The organism is Serratia sp. (in: enterobacteria) (assembly GCF_046715635.1).
GTDB lineage: Bacteria > Pseudomonadota > Gammaproteobacteria > Enterobacterales > Enterobacteriaceae > Chania.
Genome location: NZ_JBKJYW010000100.1, coordinates 1 through 16,479 on the forward strand (window position 1 = coordinate 1; position 16,479 = coordinate 16,479).

At 55.0% G+C, this 16,479-nt stretch carries 18 protein-coding genes; 14 read left to right on the forward strand and 4 right to left on the reverse strand.

What is annotated here, in order from left to right:
• A partial coding sequence (gene ribA, locus ACLQ7H_RS04920) for a GTP cyclohydrolase II RibA (protein WP_411751703.1) occupies positions 1–305 on the reverse strand: 305 nt, incomplete at its 3' end.
• Between the two features lie 277 nt (positions 306–582).
• Between ribA and pgpB the strand changes: the two genes are divergently transcribed.
• Entirely contained in the window at positions 583–1,347 is a 765-nt protein-coding gene (gene pgpB, locus ACLQ7H_RS04925) for a phosphatidylglycerophosphatase B (protein WP_411751704.1), read from the forward strand.
• A 14-nt stretch (positions 1,348–1,361) separates the two neighbouring features.
• On the opposite strand, the gene ACLQ7H_RS04930 is transcribed toward pgpB, so the two are convergent.
• Positions 1,362–2,156 carry a DeoR/GlpR family DNA-binding transcription regulator gene (locus tag ACLQ7H_RS04930; protein ID WP_411751705.1) on the reverse strand — a complete coding sequence of 265 codons (795 nt, stop codon included), beginning with the start codon at positions 2,154–2,156 and terminating at the stop codon, positions 1,362–1,364.
• 378 nt (positions 2,157–2,534) lie between these two features.
• Here ACLQ7H_RS04930 and ACLQ7H_RS04935 point away from each other — a divergent pair, with 378 nt between their 5' ends.
• The 11 genes from ACLQ7H_RS04935 (at position 2,535) to lapB (ending at position 13,455) form a co-directional block, all read left to right on the forward strand.
• Positions 2,535–3,338 (forward strand): transketolase, encoded by an 804-nt coding sequence (locus ACLQ7H_RS04935; protein WP_411751720.1) that lies wholly within the window; start codon positions 2,535–2,537, stop codon positions 3,336–3,338.
• Positions 3,339–3,340: 2 nt separating this feature from the next.
• Positions 3,341–4,249 carry a transketolase family protein gene (locus ACLQ7H_RS04940; RefSeq protein WP_411751706.1) on the forward strand — a complete coding sequence of 303 codons (909 nt, stop codon included), beginning with the start codon at positions 3,341–3,343 and terminating at the stop codon, positions 4,247–4,249.
• Between the two features lie 12 nt (positions 4,250–4,261).
• A complete protein-coding gene (locus ACLQ7H_RS04945; protein ID WP_411751707.1) occupies positions 4,262–5,062 on the forward strand; it encodes a GolD/DthD family dehydrogenase in 801 nt (266 codons plus the stop codon).
• A 62-nt stretch (positions 5,063–5,124) separates the two neighbouring features.
• The gene (locus ACLQ7H_RS04950) at positions 5,125–6,057 is read left to right on the forward strand and encodes a D-ribose ABC transporter substrate-binding protein (RefSeq protein WP_411751708.1); all 933 of its coding nucleotides are present in this window, start codon (positions 5,125–5,127) and stop codon (positions 6,055–6,057) included.
• Between the two features lie 59 nt (positions 6,058–6,116).
• A complete protein-coding gene (locus ACLQ7H_RS04955) occupies positions 6,117–6,734 on the forward strand; it encodes a DUF2291 family protein (RefSeq protein WP_411751709.1) in 618 nt (205 codons plus the stop codon).
• 9 nt (positions 6,735–6,743) lie between these two features.
• Positions 6,744–8,243: a sugar ABC transporter ATP-binding protein gene (locus tag ACLQ7H_RS04960; RefSeq protein WP_411751710.1), complete on the forward strand. Its 1,500-nt coding sequence runs from the start codon at positions 6,744–6,746 to the stop codon at positions 8,241–8,243.
• Between the two features lie 10 nt (positions 8,244–8,253).
• On the forward strand, positions 8,254–9,318 hold the full coding sequence (locus ACLQ7H_RS04965; RefSeq protein WP_411751711.1) for an ABC transporter permease: 1,065 nt from the start codon (positions 8,254–8,256) through the stop codon (positions 9,316–9,318).
• Complete coding sequence (locus tag ACLQ7H_RS04970; protein ID WP_411751712.1) at positions 9,311–10,834, forward strand: FGGY family carbohydrate kinase; 1,524 nt, start codon at positions 9,311–9,313, stop codon at positions 10,832–10,834. The genes ACLQ7H_RS04965 and ACLQ7H_RS04970 overlap by 8 nt, the downstream gene beginning before the upstream one ends.
• A complete protein-coding gene (locus ACLQ7H_RS04975) occupies positions 10,831–11,628 on the forward strand; it encodes a glucose 1-dehydrogenase (protein WP_411751713.1) in 798 nt (265 codons plus the stop codon). Before ACLQ7H_RS04970 ends, ACLQ7H_RS04975 begins: the two co-directional genes overlap by 4 nt.
• A gap of 345 nt (positions 11,629–11,973) precedes the next feature.
• On the forward strand, positions 11,974–12,276 hold the full coding sequence (locus tag ACLQ7H_RS04980) for a LapA family protein (RefSeq protein WP_411751714.1): 303 nt from the start codon (positions 11,974–11,976) through the stop codon (positions 12,274–12,276).
• 6 nt (positions 12,277–12,282) lie between these two features.
• Complete coding sequence (gene lapB / locus ACLQ7H_RS04985; RefSeq protein WP_411751715.1) at positions 12,283–13,455, forward strand: lipopolysaccharide assembly protein LapB; 1,173 nt, start codon at positions 12,283–12,285, stop codon at positions 13,453–13,455.
• 582 nt (positions 13,456–14,037) lie between these two features.
• Here lapB and ACLQ7H_RS04990 read toward each other — a convergent pair.
• A complete protein-coding gene (locus tag ACLQ7H_RS04990; RefSeq protein WP_411751716.1) occupies positions 14,038–14,325 on the reverse strand; it encodes an Arc family DNA-binding protein in 288 nt (95 codons plus the stop codon).
• A 153-nt stretch (positions 14,326–14,478) separates the two neighbouring features.
• Between ACLQ7H_RS04990 and ACLQ7H_RS04995 the strand changes: the two genes are divergently transcribed.
• Positions 14,479–15,408, forward strand: a complete 930-nt coding sequence (locus ACLQ7H_RS04995) for a LysR family transcriptional regulator (RefSeq protein WP_411751717.1) — start codon at positions 14,479–14,481, stop codon at positions 15,406–15,408.
• Between the two features lie 79 nt (positions 15,409–15,487).
• Here the strand turns inward: ACLQ7H_RS04995 and bhsA are convergent, their stop codons facing one another.
• Complete coding sequence (gene bhsA / locus ACLQ7H_RS05000; RefSeq protein WP_411751718.1) at positions 15,488–15,748, reverse strand: multiple stress resistance protein BhsA; 261 nt, start codon at positions 15,746–15,748, stop codon at positions 15,488–15,490.
• 327 nt (positions 15,749–16,075) lie between these two features.
• Between bhsA and pyrF the strand changes: the two genes are divergently transcribed.
• A partial coding sequence (gene pyrF, locus ACLQ7H_RS05005; RefSeq protein WP_411751719.1) for an orotidine-5'-phosphate decarboxylase occupies positions 16,076–16,479 on the forward strand: 404 nt, incomplete at its 3' end.

Consider the following 16,479-nt stretch of genomic DNA (forward strand, 5'->3'; position numbering starts at 1 on the left):
ATCTTGTTCAACAGACCGATATTACGGCCTTCCTGGCGGTGATACAGCAGAATGCCACGGCCTTCCTCGGCGATCTGTTCCAACGCGGCTTCCAGTTGAAAACCACAGTCACAGCGCAGGCTGAACAGCGCATCACCGGTCAGACATTCGGAATGAACCCGTGAGAGGACCGGTGTTTCGCCGGTAATATCGCCGAAAACCAGTGCCAGGTGATCCTGCCCAGTGGCCAGTTCTTCGAACCCCACCATCAGAAAATCACCCCATGGTGTTGGCAGTTTGGCTTCCGCCACACGTTTAAGCTGCATGTCACTCTCCAAAAACACTACCTGTCAAATCGCTGCGTGCATCCTACGACTGGAACAGGGGACTGACCAGCATTAAAACAGACGGCGACGATCGCTATTTCATTCTTTGCCGGCTATTTTGCCATAACTTCTGGCCGAGTGGTGCTCAGCAAAGCAGCATCCGGCGTTTTACCGCCCCTATTGCTACAATAGGTCAGTTATCCACCTAATTTCTCTTGTTTTGCTGAGTTCGCAAGATTGTTACACTGCGAGTTACCCTGAGTTGAAGGATAACTGGATGTTAAAGATAGTAAAACGCACGGCGACCGGAGCGATTGTGCTGATGTTGCTGCCGCTGGTGGTCTGGCTTGTTGGTTGGCGTTGGCAACCCGGTGGTAATGACGGCTTGTTGAAAGCGCTGTTCTGGGTTACAGAAACCGTGACTGCACCCTGGGGTATTCTCACCAGCCTGATCCTGTCGGCCTGGTTTCTGTGGTGTTTGCGCTTTCGGCTGAAACCGGCGGTGGGGCTGTTCATCCTGTTGTCTGCGGCGATCGGTATTGGGCAGGCGGTCAAGTCTTCCATCAAAGAGCAGGTGCAGGCACCGCGGCCATTTGTCATGTGGCTGGAGTCGACCCATCAGATTGATGAAAAATACTTCTACTCGTTGGACAGAAAACAGCGTAGCGCCCTGGTCAAAGAGCAGTTGCGGGAACAAGCTCTGGTGCCGGAATGGTTGAGCAAACACTGGCAGTTCGAGACCGGTTTTTCATTCCCTTCTGGCCACACGATGTTTGCTGCCACTTGGGCATTGCTGGGGGTTGGGCTGTTGTGGCCGCGACGGCACTATAAAACCGTAGTGGTGCTGATGGTTTGGGCGTTTGGTGTGATGGGGAGCCGTCTGATGCTCGGCATGCACTGGCCGCGGGATCTGGCGATGGCGATTATCATTAGCTGGCTGCTGGTTACGCTGGCCAGTTGGCTGACTCAGCGTTGGTTTGGGCCACTCACCATTCCACCGCAGGAGCAGCAGGAAATCAGCAAGCGAGAGCGCGAGAAGTAATATGCAGGTGCCATTCAGGCACCTGCGATCAGCACCTTCACACCCAGTTTCTCAAATGCCTGCACCACCGTAGGACTGATCCCTGCATCGGTGATCAAGTAGTTGATATGGCTCCAGTCACAGGGCAGTGCAAACATCGAAACCTTATCGATTTTGCTGGAGTCCGCCACCACATACACCGTATTGGCCGCGTTGATCATCGCCATCTTGACCTTGATATCGGTTTCACTCGGAAAACTCAGCCCCAGGCGCGGTGAAATGCAGGCGGTTGCCAGAAACAGTTTCTGCGCCAAAACGTTTTCGAAGAAGCTAGCGGCCTTGTCCCCGGAGGTCGACAGCGTTGGGAATTTGAACGTACCGCCAGTCAGCAGAATGTTGACGCCTGGCTCGCCGCCGAGTTGTAAGGCGATATTGACCCCGGTGGTGATCACCGAAAGCTTTTTGATATGGCTAAGGTGGTTGGCAATCGCCGTGGTAGTGGTGCCCGAATCCAGAATGATGGTATCGCCCGGTTCGATAAAGCTTGCCGCCAACTCCCCGATACGATCCTTTTCCGTCAGATTGATCTGCCGCTCCAACAGCAGCGCATGGGTATTTTGTTTGCCATCAACCAGCGTGGCTCCCCCATGAAAACGCTGCACATACCCTTGCTGTTGTAACACGCGTAAATCGGTACGGATGGTGGCCTCGGTAAGATTGAAGGTTTCCGTCAACATTTTTACCGTGGCCGAGCCGTCCTCACGGATCATGTCGAGGATCTTCTCCCGCCGGTGTTGCATTTCCGCCAGCTGTTCACTTTTGCTTTTCAATCGAAATACTCCCTCGCGTGCCGCGGGCTACCCGTGCCGGATATCACCGCTGATGCGCCGGATTTTAGCCCGCTTGAAGTGATAAAGCCATTGATAACTCGGGATACATCATTGGTTTTTATTTGAAAATGATGGTACCAGAAAAGTTAACAATCTAGAGGATAAAACCGGTTTTAGCGCGGATTAATGGGCGTCACAACGCCGCGCTACTGTTTTTAATGGCTTTTTATTATCGATACGGTTTTGTTTGAAATTTGATCTGCCGCACAACAATTATCGAATTTGCAATATATGATTTCGTTCGAAAATCAATGATTCGTTTTTATCGGCTGTTCATGGTGTCAGAGCGATGAAACGAAAAGCCAACATGAGGTGATGATGGACATTCAGACGATTAACCAAACGGCGCGGCAGGCTCGTCGTTACGTTGTGACCATGAACCATAAAGCGGGCAAGGGCCACACCGGTGCCGATCTGTCAGAAATCGACATCATCTGCACGCTGTATATGGCGGTGATGGATCGCTCCCAGGTTCGTCCCGATCAGGATCGTTTTATCCTGTCGAAAGGCCACGGTGCCGGGGGTTTTTATTGCAGCTGTGCCGCCATGGGGCTGCTGGATCCCGCGGTACTCGATCAGTACATGGGGGACGACACCCTGCTGGCCGGGCACCCCATCCATCAAAAACTGCCTGAACTGGTGGAGATCAACTCGGGTGGTTTGGGGCATGGTTTGCCGATTGCCGTCGGATTGGCATTGGGCAACAAGCTGGCGGGCCGAGCGCATCGCCGTGCGTTTGTACTGCTTGGAGATGGCGAACTGGCGGAGGGTTCTAACTGGGAAGCGGCCATGTCCGCCAGCAAATTCAAACTGGATAACCTGATTGCCATTGTCGATCGCAACCGGCTGCAACTGGCTGGCAAAACCGAAGATATCATGCCGCTGGAGCCCCTGGCCGATAAATGGCAAGCCTTTGGTTTTGAAGTGATCGAGTGTAACGGACACGATCCGCAGGCGCTGATCGAAGCCCTCACTCGTCCTGGACAGGATAAACCACGGGTGATCCTGGCTAACACCGAGAAAGGGCATGGGGTGTCATTTATGGCCAATGTCCCCGCCTGGCACCATTCCATCCCTGACGCTCAACAGCTGGCGCAGGCGCTGGCAGAACTGGAGGATTAATCATGCAGGACTTACGTGATGCCGTGATCACCACGCTGATTGAACAACAACAGGCTGGCGCCGATCTGACTGTGATGGTGGCAGACTCGACGTCAACCTCAAAAATTGGCCCATTCGAACAAGCCTATCCAGAGCGGGTGGTTAACGTCGGTATTGCCGAACAGAATATGGTGGGCATGGCGGCCGGGATCGCGCTCAGCGGCCGTACCGTGTTTACTGCCAACGCCGCACCGTTCCTGTTCGCTCGTTCTAACGAACAGATGAAGAACGATATCTGCTATTCGGCCACCAACGTAAAAATGCTGGGGTTGAACGCCGGTTTTGGTTACGGCCCGCTTGGTGCGACTCACCATTGTATGAATGACATCGCCATTGCTCGCACCTTGGGCAATCTGGCGGTTTATGCCCCGGCCGACGGGCGGCAGGCGGCTGAGATTGTACGCCACGTGATCGCCAATCCTGGGCCGGCTTACATCCGCATGGATAGCGACAAACTGCCACTGCTGCATGGGGATGACTACCGCTTCCGCCCAGGGCAGCCAGAAGTGTTGCACGAAGGGACGGGCAGCGTGGTGTTCTGCCTGGGAACTCTGGCACATGAGGCAATGAAAGTGCTGGCGATGGGAGACGATCCTACCGTGGTCTCGCTACCTTCGCTGTGGCCATTGGATGAGTCGGCTGTGGTGGCGTTGATGCGCGAACACCAGCGCGTGATCACCATAGAAGAACATGTTCTCAGCGGTGGGCTGGCCACCATCATCAGCGAACTGCTACTCAAACATCAACTGCGCCAGACATTCGTTCCATTGGGGGTGCCGGCGTATGAGTTTACCCACAGCAGCAGCCGTGCCGCATTGCGCCAGCAATATGCGATCGACGCTGCAGGTTTGCATCAGCAGTTGAATAAATAACAGGAGAATGCGATGAGCCAAAACGAATACGACGTCAACTTACGCTACGGTGTCGACACGCAGATGTCCTTGGCTGGCAAAGTGGCGGTGGTGACCGGTGGGCTTGGCGGTATTGCCATGGCGGCCAACCAGATGCTGCTGGAGAAAGGCGCTAAGTTGGTCTTGCTGTATCCGGCCTTTGAACAGGAAAGAGTGGCGTCGATAAAGCAGCAACTGGGGGAGGAGAAGGTCGCATATCAGGTCTGTGATGTCGCCGATCCTCAGTCGGTGGCCACGGCCTTTAGCGCGGCACAGCGATGCTGGGGGCGTTTGGATATTCTGGTGAACTGTGCCGGATACGTTAATTTGCAGCCCGTCACCGAGATCGCTTTCAACGAATGGCAACGGCATCTTGCCGTCAACCTGACCGGGCCATTCTTATGCTCACAGGCCTTCGCTCAACGTCTGATCGCGGCCAAGCACGGCGGCAAAATCATCAATATCGCCTCTCAGGCCGCTTCTATCGCCATTGATAACCACTGCGCCTATACCTCGGCCAAGGCGGGGCTGTTGGGCATGACCAAGGTAATGGCCAAAGAGTGGGCCGCTCATGGGATCACGGTCAACACCTTATCGCCAACCGTGGTACTGACGCCGATGGGTGAAAAAGCCTGGCGGGGAGAGAAGGGCGAGGAAATGAAAAAGCTGATCCCGCTGGGGCGCTTTGCTTATACCGATGAAATTGCAGCGGCAATCCTGTTCTTTGCCAGTAACGGCAGCGACATGATTACCGGTGCGGACCTGATGATCGACGGCGGTTTTACCATTTGGTAACCGGCACCGCTCCGATCGCCAACACCAGACGATGTTCAACACAACGATAAGAGAACAACATCATGAAAAAGATAGCAGCTTACCTGACACTCCTTGCTGGCTGTACCCTGATGCCCGTTCAGGCTGCGGAAAAAGGCACCATTGCCATTTTGGTTAATTCACTGGATAACCCCTATTACTCCGCTGAAGCCAAAGGGGCCGAAAACAAGGCCAAAGCGCTGGGCTACAGCACGCTGGTGCTCTCCCATGGCGAAGATGTAAAACGTCAGGGGGAACTGATCAGCCTGGTTATTGGCCGCAAAGTGCAGGGTATTGTGCTGGACAATGCCGATTCGCAGGCCAGCGTTGCGGCGGTGCAGCAGGCCAAGAATGCGGGGATCCCGGTGGTGCTGATCAACCGCGAAATCCCGGTTGATGGTGTGGCACTGGCGCAGATCACCCATAACAACTTCCAGGCCGGTTCCGATGTGGCCAACCAGTTCGTTGAGAAAATGGGGGAAACCGGCAAATACGCCGAGCTGACCTGCAACCTGGCCGACAACAACTGCGTGACGCGTTCACAATCCTTCCACAACGTCATCGATCAGTACCCTGAAATGGCCAGCGTAGCGCGTCAGGATGCCAAAGGTAACCTGCTGGAAGGCAAACGCATCATGGACAGCATCTTGCAGGCGCATCCAGATGTTAAAGGTGTCATCTGTGGTAACGGGCCAGTGGCGCTGGGGGTGGTGGCCGCACTGAAAGCGGCAGGGCGTAATGATGTGACTGTGGTGGGTATCGATGGCAGCAACGATGAGCGTGACGCGATCCTCAATGGCAGCCTGTATGCCAGCGTGATGTTGCAAGCCCAGGCGATTGCCAGCCAGGGCGTGGAGATCCTGGATGGTTACTTCAAGTCCGGCAGCTACACCGGTAAAGAACGCATTATGTTCCGCGGCATACTGATCGACCAGAATAATGCCAGCAAAGTCAACGAGTTCAACTATAAGCAGTAACCAACAGGGTCATGGCAATTTTTACACCCCGTTACGGCGGGGTGTAACTGGAGGTTTTTATGTCCAAGCGTATTGCGCTGGCAATGGCTGCTGTCATGGTTCTGAGCGGTTGCCGCATTGTTTCACAAAAGGAGTTGGCGGCGCTACAAAGCCCGGTAAATCCGCATCTGGCACAGGCCGGGTCGATTTACCGCGAGCAGATGGTGCCGCAGGTGATGAAAAGTGCCGTGCCGCTGGCAAGCCTGATTGCCCAGATTGAGCAGGCCAAGGATTTTGACACCGCCTGCCAGCAATTGGGTTATCGCGCGCAACCGGAGTTCCCTTGCCATTTCAGTACCCAGGTCAGCGGGGAAATTACGGCCATCAATACGCAATCTCGCAGTGGCCGCCTGACGCTCAAAATTGCCGCTGGTCCGATAGAGAGCGTGGACGTGCAGCTTGGCCCGGTGTACCGCGGCACGGTGTTGCGCGACAGCTATCGTGGTCTGGGGTATGGCGATTTTAACGATCAGACCCTGTTTGGGGATTTCGCCAAAGCCATTAATCAGGCGTCGATGGCCGAACTGGCCGATTTTACCCCAAAGGTGGGCGATAAGATCACCGTGTATGGCGTATTCACCAGTTGGCAACTGCCTGCCCCCCCGATGCTGATCACGCCGGTACGCATCCAACCCTGAGGAGCAGTTATGAGTAACCCTGTCATTATCCAGACCCATAACGTTTCGCGGCGCTATCCCGGCGTCACGGCGCTCGACAGCGTCAACTATCAGGTGTTTCGCAATAAGGTCAACGTGCTGATTGGCGAAAACGGTGCTGGCAAATCCACCATGATGAAACTGCTGGCAGGAGTGGAGCGGCCGTCTTCTGGCAGAATCGAACTGGAGGGACATGAGATCGACCTGCACTCCACGCATCAGGCGGAAAAGCACGGTATCAGCATCATCTTTCAGGAGTTGAACCTGTTCCCCAACATGTCCGTGATGGACAACATCTTTATGGGTAACGAGTTTTTCCAGCGCGGCCGGATCAATGTGGACTATCAGTATCAGTTGGCCAAAACCCTGCTGGAGCGGCTTGAACTGAATGTCGATCCTCATACTTTGCTGGGCAGTTTGGCGATCGGCCATCAGCAACTGGTCGAAATCGCCCGCGCGCTGGCGAAGGATACGCAAGTGCTGATCATGGACGAGCCAACCTCCGCACTCAGCCAGGTGGAAGTGCGCACCCTGTTCAAGGTGATTGCCGATTTGAAAAAACGCGGGGTGACACTGATCTACATTTCTCATCGGTTGGAAGAACTGATGGAGATTGGCGATCGGGTTACGGTCTTCCGCGATGGCCGCTTTGTGGCGGCGGAGGAAATCGCCAACGTCAGCATTCCCTGGATCATTGAAAAAATGGTCGGTGAGAAGAAAAAGCACTTCGATTACGTCCCGGCAGAAAAGGGTGAAGAAGTGCTACGGGTGAACGGCCTGAAGCTGCCGCATGAGAATGGCGGCTACCGCTTGAACGACGTGAGTTTCTCGGTGCGTCGGGGTGAGGTTATCGGCATTTATGGCTTGCTGGGGGCAGGGCGAACCGAACTGTTCAAAGTGATCAACGGCGTGATGCGTCAAACCTCCGGCCAGATCCTGCTTAACGGCAAAAATGTGGAGCGCACCAGCTTTCGTGATCGGATGCGCGGCGGCATGGCACTGGTGCCGGAAGACAGGCAAGCGGAAGGTCTGGTGCAGATGATGTCGATCCAGGCCAACATGACGCTGTCCAGCCTGGGGCGCAACGCCGTAAAGCCGATCGGCGATCAACGCGAAGCTGCCATCGTCAACGGCATGATCGAAAAGCTGGCAATCAAGGTCAGCGATGCGGGATTGCCCGTCACCTCACTGAGCGGCGGCAATCAGCAGAAGGTGGTGCTGGGCAAGGCGCTGTTGACCGGGCCGCAGGTGGTGTTTCTCGACGAACCGACACGCGGGATCGATGTAGGGGCGAAAACCGACGTGTATCACCTGATCGGGGCCATGGCGCGCCAGGGGCTGGCGGTGATGTTTTCGTCCTCTGAACTGGATGAGGTGGTGTCGCTGGCGGACCGGGTGATGGTCATGGCCGATGGCAAGCTCACGGCCGATCTTCCCCGTGAACAAGCCGACCGCGAAATACTGATCCGTGCCTCAACCCCTCATGCTTAAGGATAACAAGATGCAAACCAAATACCGGTTGTACATGTATTTGCTGCAGGCGCGCACCTTTATCGCCTTGCTGCTGGTGGTGCTGTTTTTCAGCAGCATGGTGCCCAATTTCCTGACGGTGTCCAACCTGCTGATCATGACCCAGCACGTGGCCATTACCGGGTTGCTGGCCGTGGGGATGACGCTGGTGATCCTGACCGGCGGCATTGATCTTTCTGTGGGGGCGGTGGCCGGTGTTTGCGGCATGATCGCTGGCGCATTGCTGACGGTGGGCATCCCGATCGGTGGCGGCAACCTGTTATTTCTCAATGTGTACGAAGTATTTATCGTGGTGGCTATCGCCGGGATCGCCATCGGCCTGGTGAACGGCACCCTAATCACCAAACTGGGCGTGGCGCCATTTATCTGCACACTGGGGGCGATGTATGTGGCCCGTGGTGCAGCGTTATTGACCGCCGATGGCAAAACCTACCCCAATCTGGTGGGGGTGGAGCCGCTGGGGAATACCGGATTTGCCACGCTGGGGTCCGGCACCTTCCTGGGCATCTACAATCCGATCTGGCTGATGGTGGTGGTGGTGTTACTGGGGATTTATATCACCAAGAAAACGCCGCTGGGCCGTTACATCTACGCCATTGGCGGCAATGAGTCGGCGGCCCGGCTTTCCGGTGTGCCGATCGTCAAAGTGAAGATGTTTGTTTACGCCTTCTCCGGTATGTGTGCTGCTCTGGTTGGGTTGGTTATCGCCTCGCAGTTGCAAACGGCGCACCCGATGACCGGCAACATGTTTGAAATGGACGCCATCGGAGCCACGGTGCTGGGCGGTACTGCGCTCAGCGGCGGTCGCGGGAGGGTGTTTGGCTCGATCATTGGTGCCTTTGTTATCGTGTTCCTGGCGGACGGCCTGGTGATGCTGGGCGTCAGCGAATTCTGGCAGATGGTGATCAAAGGGCTGGTGATCGTGACCGCCGTGGTCATTGACCAGTTCCAGCAGCGCTTGCAGAGCAAAGTGACCCTGATGCAGCGCCATGAAAAGAAAGCGGCACCGCCGCTGGCCGAGGTGAGCCATGGATAAGCGCGATTGTGTGGTGGCATTGGATGAGGGAACCAGCAATGCCAAAGCGATAGTAGTGAATTCAGCGGGCAAGGTGATCGTCACCAGCAGCCGTGCTCTGACGTTACAAACGCCACAGGCGGGCTGGGTGGAACAGCGCGGAGAAGCCCTGCTGGAAGCCTCGTTGACGGTGCTACGTGAGGCGATTGCCCAGGTAGGTGAACACCGCGTTGCCGCCATCGCCATCAGCAACCAACGTGAAACGGCCATGGGCTGGTATCGTCATAATGGCCAGCCGATTGGCCCTGCCATCACCTGGCAATGCTCACGCAGTGCCGCATTTTGCGATCAATTGCGCCGTGATAAACAAGACGATTTTATCCGTCAGGTTACCGGGTTACCCATAGCCCCGCTGTTTTCCGCCTCTAAAATGCGTTGGCTATTGGACAATACGCCGCAAGGGCAACAGCAGGCAGAAAAGGGGGAGGTGTGCCTGGGTACGGTAGATGCCTGGTTACTGTGGCATCTGACCGGCGGCCAGCAGTTTTGTTGCGATCGTTCCAATGCGGCGCGCACGCAATTACTCAACCTGTCTACTGGGCATTGGGACCAGGACATGCTGAAGTTATTCGGCATTCCTGAACTGGCGCTGCCACAGGTGTGCCCATCTAGCCATCATTTTGGCGTCACTCACGGGGTTGCAGGGATCGCCGACGGTATTCCCATCTGCGCCATGATTGGCGACTCCCATGCCGCGCTGTATGGGCATGGCTTAGGGCTGGCGGGCGGGGTCAAGGCGACCTACGGCACCGGATCTTCGGTTATGGCCCCGGTTGACGATCTCTGTCATGGCATCACCCCACTGGCTACGACCATCGCCTGGCACGATGGAAACCGTGCGCAATATGCCCTTGAGGGCAACATTCCCCATACCGGTGATGCCGTTGCCTGGATGCTGGGCATTACGCACATGGAGATCACCGATCAGCGATTACTCAGTGAGCTGCCAGCCAGCGTTGCAAGTACTGAAGGGGTCTACTTTGTTCCTGCCCTGACCGGCACCGGTGCTCCCTGGTGGGATGACCGTGCTCGAGGAGTGATCTGTGGCCTAAGCCGGGGGACTCAGCGCGCTCATGTGATCCGTGCCTCGCTGGAAGCGGTGGCCTATCAGATTGCCGATGTGATCGGGGCACTCCGTCAGCATCCAGGCTTCCAACTGCAATGCCTGATGGCCGATGGTGGACCAAGCCGTAACGACTGGCTGATGCAATTCCAGGCCGATTTGCTGGGTTGCCCGGTCGCGCGCAGCAATACGCCGGAGCTTTCGGCCATCGGAGCCGCATTGTTGGCTATGCGGCAACGCTTTGCGTTGTCAGACCGACAGTTGCTGGCGTTGTTGCCCGAACATGACGAATTCCAACCTGATATGCAGCGGCACCTGTTGCTGAAAGAAAGTTATCTGGGCTGGCAGCAGGCGGTGCAGCGCACGCTATGGCAACCAGAATCGACATTTTGCGAAACCGAGGGAGCAGCATGAAACAGCAATTTAGCGGTAAAACGGTAGTAGTGACCGGCGCTTGCCGGGGCATCGGTGCTGGCATAGCAGAACGCTTTGCTGCGCGTGGGGCCAACCTGGTGGTGGCATCGAACAGCGATCGCATTTTCGAAACGGCCGAACAGCTACGTCAGCGGCATCCGGTGCAGATTGTTGCGGTGAAACTGGACGTCACCGATGAGGCACAGGTTAGCGATATGTATCGACAAGCCTGGGAGACCTTTGGCCGTATTGACGTATCAATCCAAAATGCCGGGGTGATCACCATCGATCGCTTTGATGAAATGCCCAAAAGCGATTTTGAAAAGGTTTTGGCGGTCAATACTACCGCCGTGTGGCTATGCTGCCGCGAGGCCGCTAAATATATGGTGAAGCAGGGCAGTGGACGGTTGATCAACACCTCGTCCGGTCAGGGGCGTAACGGATTCATTTACACGCCGCATTATGCTGCCAGCAAAATGGGGGTGATTGGCATCACCCAGAGCCTGGCGCTGGAGTTGGCCTGCCATAACATCACCGTCAATGCGTTCTGCCCGGGGATTATTGAAAGCGAGATGTGGGAATATAATGACCGCGTGTGGGGCGAAATTCTCAGTACGCCGGAAAAACGTTACGGCAAAGGGGAGTTGATGGCGGAGTGGGTGGAAGGCATTCCCCTCAAGCGTGCTGGGCAACCTGAAGATGTGGCCGGACTGGTGGCGTTTCTTGCCTCTGACGATGCTTGCTACATAACGGGTCAGACCATTAACGTGGATGGGGGGTTGATTATGTCTTAGCGTGACGTTGTCACATATTGGCGGCTCCGAGCTGGGGCCGCATCAACACGGATTTTAATCCCGCATTGCAATCTGTACTTTCGCCCCCATATCTTACCAAACCCGTGATTTTGAGAAGCTTTCTCATTCATTTGCTTAGGCGCTGCATTTGTTGCTGAATATCCCAGCAGATCTGCGGTTTTATCGTCTGCCAGGGTTTCCCTGCTACGACGGGAAATGCTAACTTAAGTCATAGGGACGCCACTTAACGGCAATTACCCGTGGGCTGCAAACCTCGCATTGGGTTGCAGTTTGTGGTCTTGAGGGTAGAGTTCATCCGATTCACTCGGCATTGCGGGAAAGAATGTGAAATATTTACTGATTTTTTTATTGGTTCTGGTGATATTCGTGGCTTCTATCACGCTGGGCGCACATAACGACCAGGTGGTGACGTTTAACTATTTAGTTGCTCAGGGCGAGTATCCGGTATCTACTCTGTTGGCCACCCTGTTTGGGGCTGGTTTTGTACTGGGGTGGATTATTTGTGGGTTATTTTATCTGCGCACACGCATTGCTCTTGGGCGTGCAGAGCGGAAAATCAAAAGGCTGGAACTGCAGCTCGAAGCACCTGTCGAGCCGGCATCGTTGCCCGCAGTCAGCAAGGAATAATCTGTTATGTTAGAGCTGCTGTTTCTGTTGCTGCCTGTAGCTGCCGCGTACGGTTGGTACATGGGGCGCAGAAGTGCTCAGCAGGATAAACAACAGGAAGCCAACCGCCTGTCGCGTGAATACGTGGCTGGGGTTAACTTCCTGCTTTCCAACCAGCAGGATAAAGCGGTCGATCTGTTTCTCGACATGTTGAAAGAGGACAGCAATACCGTTGAAGCCCACCTGACGTTGGGCAATCTGTTCCGTTCTCGTGGTGAGGTCGATCGCGCCATCCGCATCCATCAGGCCTTGATGGAAAGCGCTTCTCTAACCTTCGAACAGCGTCTGCTGGCGATACAGCAACTGGGACGTGACTATATGGCCGCCGGGTTGTATGACCGCGCCGAAGACATGTTTAGCCAGTTGATCAATGAAGAAGACTTCCGTGTTTCCGCGCTGCAGCAGTTGCTGGTGATCCACCAGGCAACCAGCGACTGGCAGAAAGCCATCGAAGTGGCAGAAAAGCTGGTCAAGCTGGGTAAGGAAAAGCAGCGCATCGAGATCGCGCATTTTTATTGTGAGCTGGCCCTGCAGGCGATGGGCAGCGACGATCTGGACAAGGCGATGAGCCTGCTCAAGCGTGCTGCCTCGGCGGATAAACAGTGTGCTCGCGTGTCGATCATGGTTGGGCGCATTTTCATGGCGCAAGAAGAGTATGCCAAGGCGGTAGAAACCCTGACGCGCGTATTGGACCAAGACAAAGAACTGGTCAGCGAAGCGTTGCCGATGCTGCAGGAATGCTACCAGCATTTGCCTCAACAACAGCAAGACTGGGCAGACTTCCTCAAACGTTGCGTGGCGGAGAATACCGGAGCTACGGCGGAACTGATGCTGGCGGAAGTGATTGAGCAGCGGGAAGGGAGCGATGTGGTGCAGGTGTACATCAATCGCCAGTTGCAACGCCATCCGACCATGCGCGTGTTTTATCGCCTGATGGATTACCATCTGGCAGATGCAGAAGACGGGCGCGCCAAAGAAAGCCTGCTGTTGCTACGGGACATGGTGGGCGAGCAGATCCGCACCAAACCGCGTTACCGCTGCCACAAATGCGGTTTTACCGCTCATTCACTTTATTGGCATTGCCCTTCGTGCCGGGCCTGGTCTTCGGTTAAACCGATACGCGGGCTGGACGGGCAATAATTTCCCCTCACCCCAACCCTCTCCCACAGGGAGAGGGAGCTATTAGCCCCTGCTTTTTTGGAAGTAAGGAGGTAATCTCAGCCAACTCGATCGCCCACCAAATCCAAGCTGCATCACTGAATTTCCAGACCCGATTGACCCAATCATCTACCAAAAGTAGAGGGAATTGTCTGGAGCTCTTGATTGGCCCGTACCGCTTCGGAACCAAGGTGATTCAGCCGGTGCTCATGAAGAATCACTATACCTTCATCCCAACTCGATCGGTTCCCTCTCCCACAGGGAGAGGGAACTATTAGCCCCTGCTTTTTGGAAGTAAGGAGGTAATCTCAGCCAACTCGATCGCCCACCAAATCCAAGCTGCATCACTGAATTTCCAGACCCGATTGTCCCAATCATCTACCAAAAGTAGAGGGAGTTGTCAGGAGCTCTTGATTGGCCCGTACCGCTTCGGAACCAAGGTGATTCAGCCGGTGCTCATGAAGAATCACTATACCTTCACCCTAACCCTCTCCCTGTGGGAGAGGGTTAGGGTGAGGGGCATGGCACTGAGTTAATGCTCATCGCCCACAAATTCATTTAGCCTTATTTTTTCTTGCTGCTTTTCGCGCCGCCTTTCAGCAGTTGACGCAGCTTCTTGAGCTCTTTCTGGCTAAGGGGTTGTTCAATCTCCTCTTCGGTGCCCTGATTATCGATATCGTCATGGTGTAGCGGGGCCGCTTTCTTGCTGGCTTTGACCGGGACTTCGAAGCTGTTTTCCAGCCGTTGGCAAACCTCTGCACTCAAAGAAAGCTGGTTCTCCAAGGCAATCGCCTTGATTTGCTCTTTCAGTGCCAGAGGGATCTTGATGGTCAGTGTCGATATCTCGCTCATTTTGCTGCCTTTTACGCGGGAGGTTACCATCAAGCTAAGTCAGCCGTGCAGATCTGTCTAGTGTGTAATAAAAATTTAATAATTTTGTAACATAAGCGGGCTACACCAATGCGCTACGCTTTCCTCATTTTTCTGGCCGAGATACTATGAGCCATGACTGAACCCGATCTCAATTTACTCATCGCCCTTGATGCGCTGCTTGCTGAAGTCAGCGTGGCTGGTGCTGCGCGTCGTCTTGGTTTAAGCGCTTCGGCCATGAGCCGCACGCTCACCCGGCTACGCACCGTTACCGAAGATCCTTTGTTGGTGCGCGCCGGGCGCCACATGGTGTTGACGCCTTATGCCGAAGAGTTGCGGGAACGTACGCAAAATGCCGTATTTGCGGCGCGCTCGGTGCTGCGCCGTTCGGCCACAGAATTGAACCTCGCCACGCTGGAACGAACCTTTATCATTCGTGCCAATGAGGGGTTTGTGGAGGCATTTGGAGCTTCACTGATTGCGGCAGCGGCGAAGGCAGCGCCTTTGGTGCGCCTGCGTTTTTCGCCCAAGCCAGAGAAAACCTCAAAGCATCTGCGAAAAGGCCTGGTGGATCTTGAGATTGGTGTTTTGGGGACCATGGGGCCGGAAATACGCGTGCAGGCGCTGTTCAGGGATCGCTTCGTTGGTGTGGTAAGAGCGGGGCATCCGCTGACGCAGGGACCAGAGGTGACGGCCAGCCAGTATGCCGCGTTGGGCCATGTTGTCGCTTCCCGGCGAGAGCGCACCGACGGGCCGGTAGACGAAGCATTGGCTGAACTAAGTTTGCGGCGCAACATTGCCGCCGTGGTGCCGAGTTTCCCGGCAGCCTTGGCCGTAGCTCAGGAGTCCGATCTGGTGGCGTTAGTGCCTGCCTCATTCCTGATCAATCAACCGGTGGCCAATATTGATGGGGGCGTAGGGACACTCTGGGCTTTTGAACTGCCGGTAACCACCAGGCCGATTACGATATCGCAGCTGTGGCATCCCCGCGCAGAGGCGGATCCGGCTCATCGCTGGTTGCGGCAATTGGTACTGAATGTCTGCCGCAAGTTGGTACCAGAATAAAAGCATGTGGGCTGTTGTGTCGTAGGGGATGGGCGCCGAATGCAGCGCCCGTTCAGATAATCTAGAGGGTGGCTCGAACTTATTTATAGATGACTGCGTTGCCGTGCAGCATGTTGTTACCACCGGCGGCGACAATACGGTAGCTGCTAGCGCCTTGGGCTTCGGCTTTGGCCGCCAGCTTAGCTTCCAAGCCGCTCAGAGTGGTAACGCCACCCGCAGAAACTACGCCAACTTCAGTCAGGCTCTGTGCCTGCTGCTGGTTGACCGGCTCAGCGGCAACGCTGGCAAATGAGGTCAGGGTCAGGACGGAAGCTGCTGCAATATATTTGATGCCTTTCATGAATATCTCCAATTTCGTTTTCAAGATAAAAGTGTTTTCGCTTTCGATGGGTTGAATAATAAAGCATTTATAAGTGGATGAAATCGGATAGGCTTGAGCATGTTAATCAAATAATTTGATCAACAATTTACGCTTCTTTACCGCGTTTTACTCACCCTGGGTTAAGGGCGCAAGGTGTTATTGACAGTCGATGACCAACGCTGCGTTAACATTACGTAACGGCAACGGGTTGCGTGACTGGGATTTCCGCTGTCTGGCATGTAGAATGCGGCGGTCAGTTTTGCTGGCGGCTCACTCATCATGTCCATTTCACACAAGGTAGAAGCTATGAAGTCTGAAAATAACTCAAATAACAATGACTTAAAATCATCGCCCATCATCGTGGCATTGGATTACGCCGACCGTTCCGCCGCATTGGCCTTTGCCGACCGTATCGACCCGCAAGAATGCCGGCTAAAAGTGGGTAAAGAGATGTTCACCCTGTTCGGGCCTGAGATCGTTCGCGATCTGCATCAGCGCGGATTTGAGGTTTTCCTCGATTTGAAATTCCACGATATTCCTAACACCACGGCACATGCCGTAGCCGCTGCGGCGGAGTTGGGCGTATGGATGGTGAACGTACATGCCAGCGGTGGTGCTCGCATGATGAACGCGGCCAAAGAGGCGCTGCTGCCTTATGGCGCGGATGCACCGCTATTGATTGCCGTCACCGTTCTCACCAGCATGGAGGC